The organism is Streptomyces sp. NPDC086519 (assembly GCF_040686075.1).
GTDB lineage: Bacteria > Actinomycetota > Actinomycetes > Streptomycetales > Streptomycetaceae > Streptomyces > Streptomyces shenzhenensis.
In genome coordinates this window covers 87085-106366 of the sequence record NZ_JBFBJL010000006.1, presented here as the reverse complement: position 1 = coordinate 106366, position 19282 = coordinate 87085, and the positions used below count along the sequence as shown (strand labels likewise).

The window sequence follows — 19282 nt, the reverse complement described above, 5'->3', positions numbered from 1 at the left end:
CTTCGCTCGCTGAAGGCCTGCCTGGGCGAGCCTAGGAACCGATGATTCACAAGTCCAACAGTCGCTCTTCATGACATTCAGAAGCGGGATGGATGAATGGAGTGGGGGTCAGCCGTTGCCGGGTGAGGTGACAGCCATGCCGCTGTCCTGGCCGGGGCCGAGAGACGCTTCCGTGATGTCCAGTCCGTCGTCTCCGTCCCCCCGGCGTGAGAAACGGGCGCGGAACGTCATGGCGCTGACGTCCGCCCGCAGCTGGGCGGTGGCCCCGTTCTCGGAGTCCCATCGCAGGACCATGACGGGCCCGTCCGTGGTGCAGGTGAAGTTCCCGGTGAAGGCGGGGTGACCGTTCCTGGCGCGCAGCACGTCCAGCAGAGTGCTCACCACCGGCCGCTTCAGCGCTTCGTCCACTTCGTGGGCCGTGTAGTGGTGGCGGTTGACGTCCCGGCCCACCCCGGTGCGGCTGAGCAGGTCGAGATCGTTGCTGCCGGCCATGAGGCCGACGTAGTAGATCTGGGGGATGCCCGGGACGAAGAGCTGGAGCAGACGGGCCAGCAGATGGGCCCGGTCGTTCCGGCCGAGCGCGTCGTAGAAGGTGCAGTTGACCTGGTACAGGTCGAGGTTCGAGGCGGCGGCACCGGTGGCCAGTCGGCTCGATCCTCCGCTGTTGGCGTGGATGGTCTCGACCAGGTTGTCGATCTGCTCGGCGGACAGGAGGCCGGGTCTGCCGGGGGCGAGCTGGGAGGGGCCGATGTCGATGACGCCGATGCCGTCGTGCGTGTCGAGCACGGTCACCGCGTTCTCCGGACGGATCCGCAGCCACGCGGCAAGCGGTCCGGTGTCCCCTGTCATGAGGGTGTGCAGGACCAGAGGGGGCAGCGCGAAGTCGTACACGAGATCCACCCGGCGTGCGATCTCGATCTGCTGTGTGTGGTGGCCGTGCACCTCGACGAGGATGTGTGCACCCTGCTCGTGGGCCAAGGACGCCAGGCGGTCCATGACGGCGTATGCCTCGTCGGTCATGAAGCAGTCCGTGCCGGCCCTTTTGCCGACGTAGCCGGCGGCGTCCAGACGTACCATCCGCACGCCGGCGGAGGTGAGGGAGGACAGCACCCGGGCCAGGTAGGCCTCTCCCAGAGGGTGCGCGGCGTTGAGGTCTATCTGTTCGGGCGTGAACGTGGTCCACACCAGCCTCTGCCGTCCTCCCAGAGTCATGGGGGTGAACGGCAGTCCGGGCCGCGGCCGGTAGATGCGTGTCAGGTCCTCTTCCGTGGCACCGTCGGGGAAGACCGCGTCATACGTGAGGAACATCGGTGCCCAGTCGGAGTCCTCACCGCGCTGGACGACGTCGCGGAACGCTTCCGACCGGGCCGATACGTGGTTGACGATGGCATCCGCCATCACCGTGTGGTGCGCGGCCAGATCGGTGATGTCCTGCCAGTCGCCCAGGCGGGAGTCGACGCTCGTGTGGTCGACGGGGTCGAAGCCCGCGTCGGCGCCGTCGTAGGGAACGAAGAACGGAAGGACGTGGAGCCCGGCGAAGGCGCCCTGGAACGGGCCGTCCATCAGGTGGCGCACACCTTGCAGGGAGCCGCCGAAGCGGTCCGCGTAGGTGATGAGCTGGGGGCCCGTTGCGGACCAGGCGTCCGGGGTCGCGGGGCCTGCGCTGGTCATGCGGTCTACCTTTCGGGCTGGTGTGGGGGCGGCCACTGGTTCAGGTCTGGGGGGTGGCTCGCGCATGACGTCGGCGGGCGGGGGCGGGCAGGTCCGGCGTTCGGAGGTCGGACAGGCGGGGCCAGCCGCACCCGCGGGCCGACGCCGGCGGACAGGCGGGGGGTGGGAGCCGCGCGGGGGTCGTACGGAGCTGCGGTGAGGGTCTTCTGCGGCGTTCGCGGAACGCCGTGGTCATCCCTTGACAGCTCCTTGCAGGAGAGCCGTGACGAAGTGCCGCTGGAAGACCACGAAGACGAGGACCGCCGGAAGCATGATCAGCAGCGAACCGGCGGACAGGAGCACCACGTTGGTGCCGTAGTGCCCCTGGAAGGCGCCGAGGGCTCCGGCGACGGTCCGTTTCGCGGGATCGTCGATCAGGGCGATGGCGAGGAGGAACTGGTTCCACGTCCACAGGAACAGCAGGATCGCCAGGGAGGAGATGGCCGGTCTGGCCAGCGGGAGGTGGACGCGGCGGAAGACGGTCCACGGTCCTGCCCCGTCCACCGACGCCGCCTCGGTGAGCTCTTTCGGCAGGGACAGGTAGAAGGTGCGCATCCAGAGCACGCTGAAGGGCATGAACAGCCCCATGAGCGGGAGGATGAGCGCCCATCGCGTGTTCAGCAGCCCCATCGACTCCACCTGGTAGTACAGCGGTGTGATCAGCGACTCGGTGGGAACGGTGAGGCCCAGCAGCAGGAGACCGAAGACGACGCGGGCGCCGGGGAATCCCAGCACGGCCAGTCCGTAGCCGGCCGCGGCGGCGAGGGCCAGGGCGACAGGGACGACGCCCAGCACGATGAGGAGGCTGGAGCCCAGCAGGGGCATCAGATCGGCTGCGTGGAAGGCGTCGACGAAGTTGTGCCAGTGCGGGTGGGACGGCCAGCTGATGCCGTGGGGCGTGGTGTTCTGCGGCGCCAGTGCCGTGGTGAACAGTGACAGGAACGGGATGGCCGTCGCCGCCATGAACAGCACGAGCATGACCCGCCCGGCGATGAGCTGAGGAAGGCGATGGTTCATTCTGCGCCTCGGGAGATGCGTTGCAGGGGGGTGACGACGAGGAGGACGAGCGCCATGAGGACGATGGCGGTGGCCGACGCCAGCCCGACGTCCCGCTGGGTGAACGCGAGTTGGAAGATCTGTAGGCCGGGGACGAGTGTCTGGGTGCCGGGGCCGCCCTGCGTGGTCACGTAGACGATGTCGAAACTGGCGAGGGCGGCGATCACCGTGACGGTGACGCAGACGCCGATCTCGCGGCGAAGGCCGGGAAGGGTGACGGCCATGAACTCCTGGACAGGGCCGGCGCCGTCGATCCTGGCCGCGTCGTACAGGGTGGGGTCGATCTTGTTGATGCCCGTTATCAGGAGCAGCGTGCACAGCCCCAGGGAGACCCACGAGCCGATGAGGCCGACGGCGGTGAAGGCCCAGGTGAAGTCCCCGAGCCAGGCCCTTGACCAGCTGCCCAGACCGATCGTCCGCAGGAACTGGTTCAGCACTCCGTCGCTGGAGTAGACCCAGCTCCACGCCAGTGCGGCGGCCACCAGGGGAATGACCTGCGGTACGAACAGCACCACGCGCGCCGTCTTGGCCAGCGGCCCGTTCGGCAGGCCGTGCAGCAGGGCCGCGGTGACCAGCCCCAGGCACACGGGGATCACGGTGAAGAAAAGGATCAGCTCGAAGGCGTGGAGGATCGGCGTCAGCTGATCGGAGGACGTCAGGACCTGACGGTAGTTGTCGAATCCGACGAAGCGGGCGGCTCCGATGCCGTTCCAGTCGTAGAGGGAGTACTGCGCCGACACCACCAGCGGGCGCAGGACGAACACCGCGTACGGCACCAGTGCCGGCAGCACGAAGAGCAGTCCCACCCAGCGCCGCGCCCAGGGCCGGGATCCCGGCCGACGGGACGCCGGGTTCCGTCGGCCGGAAGCGGCGGTGCGGTCGGAGAGAAGCGTCACTGCGACAGCTCCTTCTCGTAATCGGCCTGGAGCTTCTTCGCGAAACCCGCTCCGGTTTCGCGGCCGGTGATGAGTTTCTGCAGTTCCGGCTTGATGGTGTTGGCGTAGATGCCGGCCGTCGCGTTCGCGGTGAAGTCAACGGCGACACCCTTGCGGGCGAGATCGTTCGTGGCTTGCAGCGTCTGCGCGACCACGGATCCCTTGGCGACGGCCGGAAGTGCCAGGTCCGTGGGGCCGCCGGGCGAGGAACCGGTGACATCGACAATGATCTTGCGTGCCCTGCTGTCGGTGTGGACCCAGTTCAGGAAGAAGGCCACCGTCGCGGTGTTCTTCGACTTCGTCGGGATCGCGTACGTGGCGGGCGCGCTCATGGCGACCAGGCGGCCGCCGGCCGAGGCGGGCGGCGCGAGGAAGAAACCGACGTTCTTGCCCATCGACTTCGCGAGGTTCTGCGATTCCCAGTCGCCGTTGAACATGAAAAGGCCCCCGCCCTTCTCGAACCGGGACATCATGTCGGTGTAGGTCAGGGCGTTGGCGTCCGAGGTGAAGTAGCCCTTCGCGCCCCAGGAGGCGATGGTGCCGGCGGCCTTGACCGTGGCCGGAGTGTTCAGATCGGCTCCGGGCCGGTCGAACACCCAGTCCGCGATCTTCGAGGGGTCCTCGTACTGGTTGAGCAGCGCCTGGAACGGGAAGTTGATGCCGCCGATGTCATTGAATTGCACGATCGGCTGAACCCCGGCCTTCTTCGCCTTGGCCAGCAGACTTTCCAGTTCCGCCACCGTGCTGGGCGGATTCGTCATGCCGATCTTGGCGGCGAGGGTCTTGTTGTAGAAGATTCCGGTGACGTTGTAGCCGATTCCCAGCGCGTACAGCGGTCCGCTGCCGCGGACACCCTTGTCGCTGACCCGCATCTGGTCGATCAGGCCGCTGGAATACTTGTCCCAGCCGTATGCCTGGGCATATCCGTCCAGGTCGGCCAGCAGGCCGTCCTTGACGGACGCGACGATCGTCGGAATGCGGATCAGGTCGGGCGCGTCACTGCTCGCCATGACCCGCGGAGCGTTCTGGGTGATGACAGCGAACTGGTCCTGGCGGATCTTGATCTTGATGTTCGGGTACTGCTTCTGGAATTCCTCTGCGAGCTTCACCGGCAGCGGGAAGCCCGTCTCGACGTAGAAGTTCAGGGTGACGGGCCCCTTCGGCGCCGCCGTGTCGACCGCCTTGCCCGCCGTGCTCCCGGCGGCGGCCCCGCCCGACGAGCTTCCGGGAGCGCTACAGGCGGCGGTCAGAGCCATGCCTGCGGCAGCGGACAGCACCCGTCGACGAGATATCCCGGACGTCTGCTGCCGCTTGGGAGAATCGAATCGGGACATGGCGACTCCTTCTGGCGTGTACGGAACGGCACTTGTCAGTGCGGGGGAGTTTTCAGATCAAGGGGGCGCCAGTGAGTTCGCGGGGTTGTCCGTGCCCGGTGAACGAGGGAGGCGATTTCCCGGCCGGATGGATCGATCGATCAACCGACGCGCCGTCTCGCACTGGCGGTTGCGGCCGAGAACGGCGGCAACGGTATGTGAGGTCAGGTACCGCGTGGACCGTGGGACCGCGAGGGCAGGTGGCGGTACCGTGCGAAGAGGTCAGAGGGGGAATGCGTGGCGGTGCCGCGCTGTCCCCGACGTGGTGCGACCCGGTCGGGGTGGCGGGCGCCGCGGGAGTCGCGCCAGGGATGCGCCCGGCGCACTCGTGGAGAACGGCCACGTGAGAGCCGTTGCACCGGGTGCTGCGACACCTGCGGTCCGTGTCGCAAGAGGTCGAGCACGGCAGTCTCCGCAGGCTCCGGCGTACGGGCTACGACGGCGCCACCACGCGGGGCGGGGCAGTGGTGTCGCGTAGTTCGAGCCTGGTCGGCATTTGCATGTGGTCCGCCACCTTCGCGTCGGGGTTGTCGAGCCGGCTCAGGAGCAGCCGGGCCGCTTCTGCGCCTTGGTCGGCGACAGGCTGCGCGATGGTCGTGAGACCGACCACCGCCGACAGTTCGTGATCGTCGAAGCCGATGAGCGAGATGTCGTCGGGCACCCTGAGCCGGTGCAGCCGCAGGGCGCGCAACGCTCCCATCGCCATCTCGTCGGACTGGGCGAACACGGCTGTGGGAGGGTTGGTGACCGCCAGCAGCCTGCTCATGGCCCGCTCACCTCCCTCGACCGTGTATTCACCGTCCACTTCCAGCTGGGCGTCGTAGGTGATGCCGCTTTCGCCCAGCACGTTCAGATAGGCGAGCCGACGCTGGACGGGGGTCGTCCAGTGCAGCGGCCCGCTGCTGCCGGCGATCATGCCGATCCTGCGGTGCCCCAGGTTGACGAGATGCCGGACGGCCGCCTCCGCCCCGGCCCGGTCGTCGATGCCCACCACCGTGAAGCCGGGGCGGGCCGCACCGACGACCGCGGCCAGCGGCACGTCCAGTGACCGCAGAGCGGCGGCTTCGTCCTCGTCGGGGATGAGGAGCGAGAGAACGGCGTCCACTCGCTTGCGCACCGGGAGCTTGGTGAAGAAGCGCTTGCGCACGTCCGGCGAGCCGAGGTTGTAGAGCAGGACGTCGTACCCGGCGGCGCTGAGAACCTGCTCCGCCGCGTCGAGCACGGTGCCGAAGAACCATCGTCCGAGGTACGGGGCGACCACCCCGACCGTGTACGTCCGCCCGCTGGCGAGACTCGATGCCGAGCGTGATGCCACGTAGCCGAGAGAGGCCGCGGTCTCCGCGATCCGTGCCCGGACCTCGTCGGAGACACCGGTCTGACCTCGCAGTGCACGCGACACCGTGGAGGGCGAGACACCCACCGCCTGCGCGACATCGGTGAGACTGACGGTCATGTGGTGCCTTCCGCTTGCGCTGTTCGCGGACGTCTGAGGGGCGGACGACCAGAACGTAAGCCAGCTCCTCGTCGTGCGCAAGCGCTTGAGCTGAACTTTCTCAGGGGATCTTTGGCCCTGAGGCTCGCGCTGGAACGCAAAGAACGCATGCGCTTGCGTAGACGCATCGCGTGGGAGGGCCAACGCCCGTGCGTGAGCGGTGTTTTCGCGGCTCTCGGGGCCGGCCGCAGGCAGTGCCGTGGACGCGGACCACGGGACCGTCCGGGCCCGGACGGTCCCTTTTCCCCTCGTGCGGTGGGGTGGTGGGGCGCGTCTCCGGACCCGGACGGTGTGACCTCGGGCTCAGCCGGTGACCGTCTTCGTCGGCTTGCTGGTCGCCGTGCCGTCCTTGTGGCCGGTGCGGTGGGCGGTCACCTTCACGGTGATCTTCTTGCCCTTCTGGGCCGCCTTCAGGGTCAGCGTGGACCTGGTGGCACCGCTGATCGCCTTGCCGTTCGCGTACCACTGGTACGCGTACGAGGTCGCCGCGGGGCTCCAGGTGCCGTGCGCCGCCGTCAGCTTCTTCCCGACCCTGGCCGTGCCGCCGACGGTCGGCGCCCTGGTCGCCTTCGGCGCGTCCCCCTTGGCGACCGTCACCGCGGCCGAGGTCGCCGTCCCGCTGAGCCAGCCGCTCTTCGCGGCCGTCACGGTCACGGTGAGCTTCTTGCCGAGGAGGGCGGCCGGGACGGTGTACGACGCGGCGGTCGCCCCGGAGATCGCCCTGCCGTCGGCCTGCCACTGGTACGTGTACGTGCCCGGGGCCGCCGACCAGCTCCCGGTCGTGGCCGTGACCTTGGCGTCGACCTCGGCCGTGCCGGTGATCTTCGGGGCGGCCGTGCCGGTCAGCTGGGGCTGGGTCACCGTGAAGGTGCCGCGCGGGTACTCGCAGCACGTGGTGAACACGCTGGCGTTCCAGGTGCCGGCCGCCGCACCCGTCAGGTCCAGGGTGGCCGTCACGGAGCGGTTGTCGGCGGCGACCGAGTCGGCCTTCGCGGAGACGGTCCGGCCGGCCAGGCTCAGCCGGACCTCGGTGTCCGGGCCGAGGGCGGTGCCGGTGACCGTCACCTTGACCTTGGCGCCGCTCACCCCGGTGGCCGGGCTGATCCCCGTGACGCTCACCTTGTCGGGCCCGCAGAGGGTGGACCGGCAGGCCAGCCGGGCGCTGTAGGCGGTGCCGGACGCGGTCTCGGGCAGGCTGAGCACGAACACCGTCGGGGTGGCCGCCGAGGACGAGCCGAGCACGGCGCAGTCGTAGCCCGCGCCGTCCGAGCCGATGGAGTAGGTGCAGCCGTTGCGCCAGGTCGCCGGGTTGTACAGCGTCGGTACGGCCGTGGCGGTCGCGCCGGTGGTGTCCTCGACGGCGGCCGAGAAACGGTCCAGGCCGGCCGTCGGCAGCACCGCGCAGACCGCGCTGTGCGCCTCGTCGAGGGTGCCGGTGACCGGGCCGTAGCCGTACGACACCGACGGGACCCGGGTGCACTCCGGCGCGGGGCCGTCGGCGGTCGCGATGCGCAGGGCGTCCAGGTGGTACTCGGGCGCGGCCTGAAGGGAGACCGGGGTCTGCACCAGGACCTGGTGGGTGGTGGAGCCGGTCACCGCGCAGGCGCTGTTGCGGAAGGAGCACTCGGTCCTGCCGTCGCCGCCGATCACCGCGATGTTCGCCGTGCCCAGGGCGTCCCGCACGTTGACGTGGACGACATCGGTGGGAGCGTCGGTGGTGACCTGGTGGCAGTCCAGGGTGCCGGGTCCGCCGTACGCGGCGGTCAGGGACGGGCCGCCGACCCTGGTCGCCGCGGTCTTCGCGCAGCCCGCCGTCGAGGCGCTCGCGCTGACGTCGCGCCGGGTCAGCGTGTACATGGCGGTCTGGTCCCGGCCGGTGACGAGCACGGTGTGGGCCAGGCCCGGGGTGAGCCCGCACACCGTCCAGCCGTTGGTGGTGGCGGACCGGTCGCAGACCTTCTTGCCAGTGGCGTCCAGCACCGAGAACTGCGCCGGTACGCCGCCCGAGGTGGCGATCAGCTGGAAGACCTCGGCGCCGGTGTGGGCGTCGGCGGGAATGGTCAGGCACTGCGAGAAGACGCCGTCGCCGGTGGTGAGGGCGGCCTTCGCGCCGTCGGCCGTGAAGCTGCCGGCGGGCAGCACCGGGCAGCCGCCGGCCGCGTCGGTGCGGTGGAAGGCGATCGTGTACGGGCCGACCGCGTCCGCTCCGGAGTCCTCGGTGTGCACCAGGGCCCGGTAGGGGGCCGTACCGGTCAGCGCGCAGTCGCCGCCCGCCAGCTGTGTCGCGGTGCACTGCTCGGTGCCGGCGGCGTCGAAGACCTGCACGTCGACGTCGACACCGGAGACGGCGAGCGGGGTGAGCGCGGCGATGCGGGCGCCCTGCGGCGCGTCCAGCGTCAGGCAGTCGTACTCGCCGACCGTGCTCAGCTCGCCCCGGTACACGCCGGTCCCGGTGGCCACGCATCCGGCGTCGGAGGCGCGGTCGAGGACGACGAGGTCGTCATGGATCTCCTGGAAGGCGTACGAGTCGTCCAGGACGGCGGTGTAGGTGCCCGCGCCCGGCAGCCGGCAGGGGTCGGTCTCCCGGCAGGCGATCTTCCCGGCCGCGTCGAACACGAGGGCGGGGTCCGCGGAGTCCTCGTCGACCGCGTGGACCAGGAGGGCGGCAGCCTTGTCGACGGTGAAGGTGAAGCAGGGGTCGGCGCCGAAGTCCAGGTCCGTGAGCTTCCCGAAGGGGCGTACGGACGCGGTCCGGCAGCCCTGCGGGTCGGACAGGGAACGCACCTTGACCGTGTACTCGGCGGGGAAGTCCGCGCTGGTCACCTGGGAGATCACCCGGTAGGGGCCGGTGCCGGGCAGCACACAGCTGAGGGTGTCCTCGTCGTCCGCGGTGATCCGCGGGCAGATCCGGGCGCCGCTCGCGTCGGTGATCCAGGCGACCATGCCGCCGTAGAGCTTGGTGTCCCGGGAGAGCAGGACGCGTTCGCCGGGGCTGCCCTCGAAGGCCTGGCAGTCGGCCTCCAGCGGGCTCGCCGAGGTCCGGGTGACCGTGGGCAGGTCCCAGCCGGTGCCGGTGGAGTCGAAGCAGCCCGGCGTGTCCGAGCCGAGCGGGACGACGGTGACCTGCGCGTCCTCGGGGTCGGCCCAGCCGTTGTTGACGACCGTGACGGTGTAGCTGCCGGCCGCGGGCACCTGGCAGCGGCCCTGCTCGGAGAACTGCTCGTCGTAGCAGTCCACCGGGGTGCCGTCCGCGGCGGACATCTCGGTGTACGCGTTGTTGTGGCTGTCGTCCAGCGACACCAGGTACAGGCCCGCCGCCGGGGCGGTCACGGTGAAGCAGGCGCTCTCCCGGGCCGGGACGGTCGCCCTGCCGACGGCGTCGCCCGGGTCGCCGAAGGGGGCGAGGGCCAGCGGCGCGCACACCGGGTCGTCGGCGCGGGCGGACCCGGCGCCGGTGAGGGTGAGCAGCGAGGTGAGCAGGGACACGACGAGGACCGTCACGGCGGTGAGCCGCCCGGGTCTCGCCGATGTGCCGGAACCGGTGCCGGGCACGGAATGCGCCATCAATTCCCCCCTGGAATAAGAACGTTGAGGCAATGGTGGCGATGGTCGCACACAGGTGTGACACAGCCTCAACGAGTTTCCGGGGGCGCCCGCGCGGGGGGTGGCCTCAGTGCCGCCCGGCCACCCGGTCCGCGATTCGGGCCAGCCGGGAGGAGGCGGTGCTCGGGTGGCGGCGCTCGCGCTGGTCGGCGGCGCGGTAGGTGGCGTACATGCCCTGGACGCCGAGCCAGCGCAGCGGCTCCGGCTCCCACTTGCGGACCTTGTGGTCGACCCAGGGGAGTTCGGTCAGGTCGGTGCGCCCGGCCTGCCCGGAGTCGAGTTGCACGAGGTCCCGGAGGGTCCGGGCCGCGAGGTTGGTGGTGGCGACCCCGGAGCCGACGTAGCCGCCCGCCCAGCCGAGCCCCGTCGCACGGTCCAGGGTGACGGTCGCGCACCAGTCCCGCGGCACCCCGAGCACCCCGGACCAGGCGTGCTCGACCGCGACACCGGCCAGCGACGGGAAGAACCGCACGAGGATCTCCCGCAGCGCCTCGATCGTCGCCTCCTGTGTGCGGCCGTCGTTGTCCGTCCGCGACCCGAACCGGTACGGCACGCCGCGCCCGCCGAGCGCGATCCGCCCGTCGGCCGTGCGCTGCGCGTACATGTACGCGTGCGCCATGTCGCCCAGGGTCTCCCGGCCCTCCCAGCCCACCGACGCCCACTGCTCCGCCGTCAGCGGCTCGGTGGCGATCATCGAGGAGTTCATCGGCAGCCAGGTCCGCTTCTGGCCCCTGAGGTTCGCGGTGAAGCCCTCGGTGCAGCGCAGGACGTAGGGGGCCCGGACCGTGCCGTAGGGGGTGACGGCGTGCCCCGGCCGGATCTCGGTCACCGGGGTCGACTCGTGGATCCGCACCCCCAGTGCCTCCGCCGCCGCCACCAGCCCCTTCACCAGTTTCACGGGGTGCAGCCGGGCGCCGTGCGGGGTCCAGGTGCCGCCCACCGCGTCGGCGACCCGGATCCGCTCCCGGGTCTCCCCGGCGCCGTACAGCTCGCGGTCCTTCTCGCCGTACGACAGCTCGTGCTGGTGGAAGGCCTTCAGGCGGGCCAGCTGGGCCGGGGTGGTGGCGACCTCCAGCACCCCGCCCTTGTGCAGATCGGCGTCGATGCCCTCGGCCGCGGCGACCGCCACGACCTCGTCGACGGTGTCGTTCATCGCCTTCTGCAGGCGTACGGCGGCCTCGCGGCCGTGCAGCGCGGCGTACCGGTCGCGGCCGGCGATGCCGTTGTAGAGCCAGCCGCCGTTGCGGCCGGAGGCGCCGTAGCCGCAGAACTTCTGCTCCAGGAGGGTGACCCGGAGGAAGGGAGCGGCCTTCTTCAGGTAGTACGCGGTCCACAGGCCGGTGTATCCGCCGCCCACGATCACCACGTCCGCCGACGCGTCACCGGCGAGCGGCTCCCGCACCGCGGGGAGGCCGTCGTCCGCGTACCAGAAGGAGATGCCGCCGTTGACGACACCGCTTGCCGAACTGCTTGCCGAGCTGGTCATGACCTGGACGCTAACCCCTGAGACCGGCCAGTGTCTCCTTCGGATTCCATGCTTTTCCGCGCCCCCTGACCAGCGGATAGCAGCCGAGACCGATCAGCGCGGCGACGAAATGTCCCAGGTCGGTGAAGGCGGGCGACTCGGTCAGCGGCAGCCCGTAGACGAGCAGCACGGCCGCGAGGTACGGATACCGCCAGGGCGTCACGATCCGGTACGCGAGCGCCGCGATCACCCCGGCCAGCGCGTAACTCACCCCGATGTCGAGGGTGTTGACGGCGGAGTGCGGGGCGATGCCGTCGTGGATCCCCTTCAGCAGCGCGCCCTCGCTGATCAGGGTGGCCAGGACGTGCGCGGTCGCGCACACCGCCAGCCAGCGCGCCGTACCCAGCCGGCGTTCCGCCGGCGCGTGGAAGACGGTGTACAGGAAGGCGTACGGCACCCAGTGCCCGCCGTCGATCCACATCGCGCTGGCCACCAGCACCCGCACCGGGTTGCCCGACAGCTCGCGGATGTTGGTGGACCGCTGCCGCAGGAACTGCTGCTCGAACTCCGGCGACATGTAGTGCAGCGCGACGGTGGTCACGAAGAGAATCGCCAGCCAGATGTACGTACCGGGGGCGCTGCGGACGTACGCCCACACCGCGCCGCCGAGTCCCCGGAAAAATCGCATGAGGCGATTCATGCACGGCCGTAACGTCGGGTGAGTGATTGACATTCCGGACGAACTGATCAACTGGCACGACCGCAGCGCCGGAGCGGCGGGCCACGCCTTCGTCACCGCGCTGCCGGGCCGGGCAGCGCGGTTCCTCGCAGGTCGCGGCGATTGTCAGTGGGGGCCTGCACTATGGGGGCATGGCGAGGACAGGGGCCGGTGGGGCCGGTGGCGGCAAGGTGAAGGGTGCGCGGCGGCCGGAGGTGCGGTTGCCTGGCCTGGAGCCGTGGGGCGGGGGTGAGCTGGAGCCGGACGGGGATTACGACGGGCAGGAGTTCCGGGGGGCGGACTTCGCCGGTCAGGACGGAGCGGGCGCCCGCTTCATGGACTGCGCGCTGACGGACTGCGCCTTCGACGAGACGGGGCTGCGGCACGCGCGCGTGCTGGACTCCGTCCTCACCGGGGCGAGAGGCGTCGGCACCGACCTGGCCGAGGCGACCCTGCGCGATGTCGAGCTGGTCGACGCCCGGCTGGGCGGTACCCAGCTGCACGGTGCCGTCCTGGAGCGCGTGGTGATCCGCGGCGGCAAGATCGACTACCTCAACCTGCGTACCGCGAAAGTCAGAGACGTGGTCTTCGAGAGCTGCGTCCTGGTGGAACCGGACTTCGGTGACGCCGTGCTGGAGCGGGTGGAGTTCGTCGACTGCACGGTGAAGGGGGCGGACTTCAGGGGGGTGACGATGAAGGACGTCGATCTGCGGGGCGCCGCCTCGCTGGAGATCGCGAGCGGGGTGGAGCGACTGGCCGGGGCGGTGATCAGCATGTCCCAACTGCTGGACCTGGCACCGGTGCTGGCGGCGCAGCTGGGGATCCGCGTGGAGGGGTGACCGACCTCGGGGACAGCGCCCCGTACCAGGGGCGCGGGACCGTGTGGACGTGCGGCCGCCGCCGTGGGGACGTGACCGCCGCGTGGGCGTGACCAGCCCGCGCCGACCAGCCCCCGCCGGCCCGCAGTCGCGAACCGGCCGGAGCGCTCCGGCCGGGGCGCTCAGGCCGGGGGTGTGGGCGCGGCCTTCTTCCGCAGGCCCAGGTGGTCGTCCGGATCCTGAAGGCTCGTCCGCTGGGCGGCCAGCATGCGGCGGACCACCGGTTCCGGCATGCGGACCACCACCGGCCGGGGGAGGGTCAGCTCCCGTACGGCGGTGCCGGTGCGGCCCGAGCGCACGCGGTTGGTCACCCTCGCCACCACCCGCACGTCCAGCGTGAACTGCACCAGGACCGACGCCGACTTGGGCTTGTGCAGCGGCATCGAACCGGACGCGTTCACCGCCGCGTCGGCCGCCCCGCCCGCCCCACCGGCGTTGCCCATCAGCTGGTTGAGGCGGAACTCGTCGGCGTTGAGCAGCCCCGCGCCCGCCAGCCCGCGCGCCGACCGGCCCTGGTCGGCGGAGCTCAGGCCGTCCGTCTGGGTGGGCCTGGGCGCGTCCAGATGGCTCTGCCCCACCGTCTCGAAGGTCATCTTGTCGCCGACGCCCAGCACCCGCCCGTCCCGCAGCCGTGCGTGCAGGGACGCCCGCAGGTCCTGGCCCTCCACCCCCGTGGCGTGCACCGGCGGCAGCTCCGCCCCGGCCGAGGTCAGCAGCGGCAGCGCCGCGATCAGCCACTCGGTGGAGACGGCCTCCCGCAGGGTGTAGGCGGCGGCCTGGCCCGTGGTCCGGAAGCGGTCACCGCCCCCGGCCTCCCGGACCGCCGACCCGACCAGCTCCCGTATCTGCGGGGCCCCTTGGAAGCCGTTCACCTGCGCCTCCATCGGCAGCCGCACACCCGCGGAGCGCCAGGTGCCGAGGGCGGCCGGGCGGCCGTCCCCCGGGCCGGGAGGGGGCGCCACCGGCTGGTGGCGGGGCGCGGTCAGCCTTGCGAGGGCGGCGAGGTCCTTCTCCAGGACGCGGTGGGTCAGCGCCTGGCGGCCCAGTGAGACCAGCGCGATCCGGCGGCCGCCCTTGTGCAGTTCGAGGGTCGCCTCGATCGGCACCCGCATCCGCGACGACTTCGCGGTCTTGGCCTCCGCGACCGTCTTCATGCCGAGCTGGCCGCGGCTCGCCGTGCCGGAGCGCCGCGAGGCGCCCGAGCCGACGCCGAGGCCGGCCGCACCGCCCGTGCTCTTCAACTGCCCGGCCCCGCCGTCCGGTTTGCCGGAGCCGGCCAGGATCCCCTCCACGCCGGTCGTCACGCCCTCGTCGTGGGAGGCGGCCTGCTGGGCGACGGCCGCGGTGATGTACTCCATGTCCCGGCCGTCGTCCGCCGTACCGTCGTACGCGCCGTCGCCCAACCGGTTGACCTTGAACACCGCCCAGTACGGGGTCCTGCGGCCGTCGAACAGCTCGACGGTGACCCCGCCGTCCATCGCGCCGGACAGCAGTCCCGCGCTGCCGTCGCGGTCCAGGACGCGCAGCAGCCGTTGCACGTTGTCGTTGCGGTCCGCCAGCTGCTGCCGGGGCAGCAGGTCGTCGGCGAGGCTCTGCTGCCCGCTCTCCGCGAGGCGGGTGCGCAGCCGGGCCAGCAGCGGCACGAAGTTCGGCAGGTTCTCGACCATGCCGAAGCCGAGGGGCAGCGCGCGGGAGAAGGACGGGCCGCCGGTGCGCGACGCTACGGCCGTGGACGCCCCGGCCTTGTCCGCCGTGTTCGTGTCCGTGTGTGTGTCCGTGTGTGTGTCCGTGGCGTGGGTCTTTCCCCGGTTCCCCTCCCGGGCCTCGCGCTCGGCGCCCGCCCCGGAGCTCTCGGCCGGCCGCTGCCCCGGCCGGGACGGCGGCGCCATCAGTCCCGGGTCGGGGTCGAGCTTCAGTTGCCGGCGGATCGGCGCCGGAAGCTGCGCCTCCGTCAGCCAGACCGCCGCCTCGGCCGGCAGGGTGCGGGCGGCCGTCGCCACGTAGGGGCCGCCGCCGGTGACCTTGACCTCGGCGACCATGGTGACCAGCAGGTCGCACTGGACCAGGTAGAGCGGCGCCTTCTTCGGGGTGTGCGCGTTGCGCTCGACCGTGCCGGACAGGGCCGACGACCGGGCGTCGCCCTCGCTCGTGGTGCGGCTCCCGGACAGGCCCTGGCCCACCCGCCACCCTGCGCCGTTCTCCGAGCCGGTCGCGCCGAACTGCCAGGTGCTGGTGGTGCCCTGCCCCTCCTGGCCGGCCGCCTGGTGGCCGCCGAGCACGAAGGTCTCCGTACCGGGACCGGCGCCCCGGTGCACGAACTTCGGGTTGGTCAGCGTGAGCCGGGTGCCCACGGCCCCGTTCAGCGCGGCGAGCCGACGCGGATAGCGCAGGTTCTTCACCACCCACCCGGAGGACGCGGCCTGCCGCAGCGCGGCCGTGATGGCCTGCGGCCCGAACCGCTCCTCGATCGCCAGCCGCGGCGCGAGCCCCTCCGTCTGCAGCGCTGGATCCTCGCGTACGCCCTTGTTGCGGGCGGCGGCCCTGGACAGCAGCTGGAAGGCGAGGTCCCGGACGGCCTGGCCGTCACCGACCGTCTCCACCAGCTGCCAGTCCCGCAACGGCTGCCCGACCGACGGCCGGGGCACGAGGCCGGCCAGGTCGCCGATGCCCTCGGCGGTGACGGCGTGCTCGGGCCGCGGCGCCTGCGCCCGCCGCCCGTCGCGGACCGCGCCCTGCCGCCGCCTGCCCTCGTCGTCGAGGGTGAACTCGGCCGGGGTGACCAGTCGTACGTCCTGCTCGTCCAGGTGCAGGCCCGCCATCGGCCTGGCCTCGGGCGCGTCCTGGCCCGGGGAGCCGGGGGTGAGGGCGCGGCCCAGCTTGCGCTGCCGGGAGGTCATGGTGACGTCGACGTCCAGACGCAGGGCCGCCCCGAAGGTGCTCGCCTTCTCGGAGCCGTTGGTGAGGATGTCCGTGCGCGTGGTGGGGCCGGCCTGGTTGCGGCGGGTGCCCGAGCGGTGCTTCTCGTAGCGGGCCGAGCCGGTCAGGACGCCGGGGACGAGCCTGGCCTGTCCGAGCACCAGACCGCCGATCGAGCGCGAACTGCCGCGTCCGCTCTGCGCGTTGGCGGTGACACCGGAGTGGCTGCGCACCAGCCAGTTGTCGGTGTCGCCGAGGTAGCCGGTCTCGCGGAGCTGCCCTCGGACGCGGATCTGGACGTCGTGGGAGTGCAGGGTGGTCTTGCGGCGCAGCCGTACCCGGATGCCGGTCGAGGTCAGCTGGTCCTTGTTGACCCGCAGGTTGGTCTCCGACAGGGCGGCCATCAGCTCGCGGTGGTTGCGCCGCTGGAGCGCGGCCTCCTCCTTGCTCGGGATCGAGACCACCGCGTCCGTGCCGAAGGCGGGCAGGTAGCCGGCCAGCCGGGGATCGGTCGCGAACAGTTCCTGCACGGCCCGCACCATGGGCCCGGTGTCGAGTTGGCTGAGGGTCACGCTGGAGCCCATGGCGCCGAAGGGCAGGTGCCGTTCGACGTCGACCTCGTTGCCGTTCTCGTCGGTCCGCTTCGGCTTCTCGATGAACTCCCCGGCCTCGGTGCCGGGCGGCAGCGGCAGCCCGAGGGACCGTGCCTCGTCGGCGCGCAGGCTCATCCACACCCGCATCGAGTGCCGGGCGACCCGGCTTCCGGGACGCAGGATCATCTCGGCCGACCGCGGCCCCGTGCCCTCCGCCGTGAACCGGACCGTCGTGAGGTAGAGCACCTTGTCGCCGCGCACCTCGGCGCCCTGACGGCTGGACACGGTCTGCTCGGCCACGGTGAACCGCGCCTTGCGGGCCGCCGCGACCGGCATCGCCGTACCCCGCAGGACGGCCGCGTTGCCGGCCGCCCCGACGCCGATGGCCGGGCCCAGGCCGCCGGTGACGGCGCGGCCCTTGCCCGCGCTCTCGGTGACGGTGTGCTGGGTCTGCTGATGGGTGCGCAGCTGGGTCCCGCCGGTGCCCCAGGCAGGCGACATGCCGGTGATCTCGGCGTGCATGCGGTAGCTGCCCACGGTGCTGCCGTCCTTGGCCTCGAGGTCCTCGCCGGTGACGCCGTCGCGCAGCAGCCGGGGCATGTCCTCCAGGACGGTCGCCGTGGACGTGGCCTCCTGGAGCCGGGCGCGGCCGGGGGCCCCTGCGGCGGTCAGCGAGGGGTGCAGGACGGACGCGACCGCGTCGAAGAGCCCGCCGCCGCCCTGGTGCGGGGCGGCGGTGTCGGTGACGGCGACCGGGGCGAGGGAGTCGGCGAGCGAGACCTGCCGGGCGGTGTCCGCGCCGACGGGCCGCGGGGCGGCGGGCGCCCGGGTGCCGGCCGGGACCAGGTGCTCGGTGGGGACGCGCTGGGTGAGGGTGCCCGAGCCGTGGAAGGTCTGCGCGGTCGCGGCGCCCTGCTTCTTGATCCGTACGCCGTACCGCACCTTGCGCGGCGCCTCGACCGAGCCCTTCTCGCTGCGCAGCACCCGCGGCTCGGCCACGTTGCGCTGACTGCGGGACTCCCGCGAGGACTGCCAGGGCTGGGCGTTCGCCAGTGCGGCACCGCCCATCCACAGCCCCGGCGCGACGGGTGCGAGCCCGAAGGCCATGCCGCCGGCGCCCTTGCTGGATCCACCGCTCGCGGTGGTCGCGACGGTGGTGGCGGTGTTGTGCTGGACGTCGACCTTGGTGTCCTTGCCCTCCGCCTCGTCCACCGCGGCGAGCGGCGCCCCGTCCGGGTCGGGCACGGTGTTCGCGATCAGGTCCCCGGGGTGGAAGACCGGCGGCCGGTCGTCGGCGGCGCGGGAGACGGTGACGGTGACGTCGTACCACTCCTTGCCGCCCTTGCCCTTGACCGCGAAGGCGCGGCCCTGCCCGTAGAACGACTCGGGGCGGCCGGCGAGCTCGGCGCCGATGTCGGCGACCGTGCCCTCGCCGTGCCCGACGACGGCGGCCACCGCGTTCCTTACGAACTCGTGCCCGGTCAGCCCGTACGCCGTGGACAGCCCGGCGGCCTGGAAGTCCATCAGGTAGGGCGGCAGGACGAGGCCGGGATCGGTGCGTTCCTCCGGGATGGGGGCCACGGGCGCCACCGGCCGGCTCCGTACCGCCGGCGGCCGGGCGACACCCTTGCCCTTCGCGTCCCGCAGCGCCCGCGTGGCGGCCGCGTTCCCCGCGGTCCCCTGGAGGGCCAGCAGCGAGTTCTCCGTGGGCCCGACGGGCTTTGAGGAGCCGGCCGGACTCGCGGTGACCGGTGCCCGCGAGGCCCTGGAAGAGGCGTCTTTTCCGCTGTCGCCTGGCTGTCGCTGCGTCCGCACGGAGTCAACGTATGGGGGGCCGGGACCTGCGGAAACGGCTCCGCCGACTCCCGACTCACTTGTCACCCCAGCCTCGGCGACCCGTCAACTCCAGTACACCTGAAGGTCGTTCAGTCGCCCGGGACGGCGTCCGCCCGGGACGGCGTCCGCCCGGGACGGCGTCCGCCCGGGCGGCTACGACACCCTCGGGAAGCGGGCCTGGAGCGTCCAGATCGCCGGGTTGTCGGCCAGCTCCTCGTGCATGTCGGTGAGGTCGGCGATCAGGTCGTGCAGGAAGTCCCGCGCCTCCCGGCGCAGTTCGGCATGGGAGAAGGTGAGGGGCGGCTCCTCGGCCGGCATCCAGTCCGCCTCGATGTCCACCCAGCCGAAGCGGCGCTCGAAGAGCATGCGGTCGGTGGACTCGGTGAAGTCGAGTTCCGCGTGCTGGGGCCGGGCGGCCCGCGACCCCGCCGGGTCGCGGTCGATCCGCTCCACGATGTCGCACAGCGCCCACGCGAAGTCGAGCACCGGCACCCATCCCCAGGCTGTGGACAGTTCCCGGTCCGCCTTCGTGTCCGCGAGGTAGACGTCCCCGCAGAACAGATCGTGGCGCAACGCGTGGACGTCCACACGCCGGTAGTCCGTCTGGGGCGGGTCCGGGAAACGGTTGGAGAGGGCGTAGCCGATGTCGAGCACGTGCCGATGGTGTCACGGCCCCCTACGATCACGAGCGTGCCCCGATCGACCAA

11 protein-coding genes are annotated in these 19282 nt (G+C 71.7%); 1 reads left to right on the top strand and 10 read right to left on the bottom strand.

Going from position 1 to position 19282, the window contains the following annotated elements; translation table 11 throughout:
* Positions 1-108 precede the first annotated feature (108 nt).
* The 8 genes from gtfA to AB0P24_RS08365 all read right to left on the bottom strand — a co-directional run bounded on the left by gtfA (position 109) and on the right by AB0P24_RS08365 (position 12322).
* Positions 109-1671: a sucrose phosphorylase gene (gtfA, locus tag AB0P24_RS08400; RefSeq protein ID WP_365791497.1), complete on the bottom strand. Its 1563-nt coding sequence runs from the start codon at positions 1669-1671 to the stop codon at positions 109-111.
* Positions 1672-1902: 231 nt separating this feature from the next.
* The gene (locus AB0P24_RS08395; protein ID WP_365791495.1) at positions 1903-2727 is read right to left on the bottom strand and encodes a carbohydrate ABC transporter permease; all 825 of its coding nucleotides are present in this window, start codon (positions 2725-2727) and stop codon (positions 1903-1905) included.
* Positions 2724-3662: a sugar ABC transporter permease gene (locus tag AB0P24_RS08390; protein ID WP_365791493.1), complete on the bottom strand. Its 939-nt coding sequence runs from the start codon at positions 3660-3662 to the stop codon at positions 2724-2726. The genes AB0P24_RS08395 and AB0P24_RS08390 overlap by 4 nt, the downstream gene beginning before the upstream one ends.
* Positions 3659-5035 carry an extracellular solute-binding protein gene (locus AB0P24_RS08385; RefSeq protein WP_365791491.1) on the bottom strand — a complete coding sequence of 459 codons (1377 nt, stop codon included), beginning with the start codon at positions 5033-5035 and terminating at the stop codon, positions 3659-3661. The genes AB0P24_RS08390 and AB0P24_RS08385 overlap by 4 nt, the downstream gene beginning before the upstream one ends.
* 472 nt (positions 5036-5507) lie before the next feature.
* Positions 5508-6608, bottom strand: a complete 1101-nt coding sequence (locus tag AB0P24_RS08380) for a LacI family DNA-binding transcriptional regulator (RefSeq protein WP_365791489.1) — start codon at positions 6606-6608, stop codon at positions 5508-5510.
* A 261-nt stretch (positions 6609-6869) separates the two neighbouring features.
* Positions 6870-10130 (bottom strand): Tat pathway signal protein, encoded by a 3261-nt coding sequence (locus AB0P24_RS08375; RefSeq protein WP_365791487.1) that lies wholly within the window; start codon positions 10128-10130, stop codon positions 6870-6872.
* 106 nt (positions 10131-10236) lie between these two features.
* Entirely contained in the window at positions 10237-11655 is a 1419-nt protein-coding gene (locus AB0P24_RS08370; RefSeq protein WP_365791485.1) for an FAD-dependent oxidoreductase, read from the bottom strand.
* A 10-nt stretch (positions 11656-11665) separates the two neighbouring features.
* Positions 11666-12322, bottom strand: coding sequence for a rhomboid-like protein (locus AB0P24_RS08365; protein ID WP_365791483.1), 657 nt, complete (start codon positions 12320-12322; stop codon positions 11666-11668).
* Between the two features lie 182 nt (positions 12323-12504).
* Between AB0P24_RS08365 and AB0P24_RS08360 the strand changes: the two genes are divergently transcribed.
* On the top strand, positions 12505-13191 hold the full coding sequence (locus AB0P24_RS08360; RefSeq protein WP_365791481.1) for a pentapeptide repeat-containing protein: 687 nt from the start codon (positions 12505-12507) through the stop codon (positions 13189-13191).
* A 161-nt stretch (positions 13192-13352) separates the two neighbouring features.
* On the opposite strand, the gene AB0P24_RS08355 is transcribed toward AB0P24_RS08360, so the two are convergent.
* Positions 13353-18554 (bottom strand): hypothetical protein, encoded by a 5202-nt coding sequence (locus tag AB0P24_RS08355; RefSeq protein ID WP_365791479.1) that lies wholly within the window; start codon positions 18552-18554, stop codon positions 13353-13355.
* A 174-nt stretch (positions 18555-18728) separates the two neighbouring features.
* On the bottom strand, positions 18729-19229 hold the full coding sequence (locus AB0P24_RS08350; protein WP_365791477.1) for a hypothetical protein: 501 nt from the start codon (positions 19227-19229) through the stop codon (positions 18729-18731).
* Positions 19230-19282: the final 53 nt, after the last annotated feature.

Coding starts and splice junctions, on each gene's coding strand:
- gtfA (WP_365791497.1), bottom strand. CDS start 1,671: ATGACCAGCGCAGGCCCCGCGACCCCGGACGCCTGGTCCGCAACGGGC.
- AB0P24_RS08395 (WP_365791495.1), bottom strand. CDS start 2,727: ATGAACCATCGCCTTCCTCAGCTCATCGCCGGGCGGGTCATGCTCGTG.
- AB0P24_RS08385 (WP_365791491.1), bottom strand. CDS start 5,035: ATGTCCCGATTCGATTCTCCCAAGCGGCAGCAGACGTCCGGGATATCT.
- AB0P24_RS08375 (WP_365791487.1), bottom strand. CDS start 10,130: ATGGCGCATTCCGTGCCCGGCACCGGTTCCGGCACATCGGCGAGACCC.
- AB0P24_RS08370 (WP_365791485.1), bottom strand. CDS start 11,655: ATGACCAGCTCGGCAAGCAGTTCGGCAAGCGGTGTCGTCAACGGCGGC.
- AB0P24_RS08365 (WP_365791483.1), bottom strand. CDS start 12,322: ATGCGATTTTTCCGGGGACTCGGCGGCGCGGTGTGGGCGTACGTCCGC.
- AB0P24_RS08360 (WP_365791481.1), top strand. CDS start 12,505: ATGGCGAGGACAGGGGCCGGTGGGGCCGGTGGCGGCAAGGTGAAGGGT.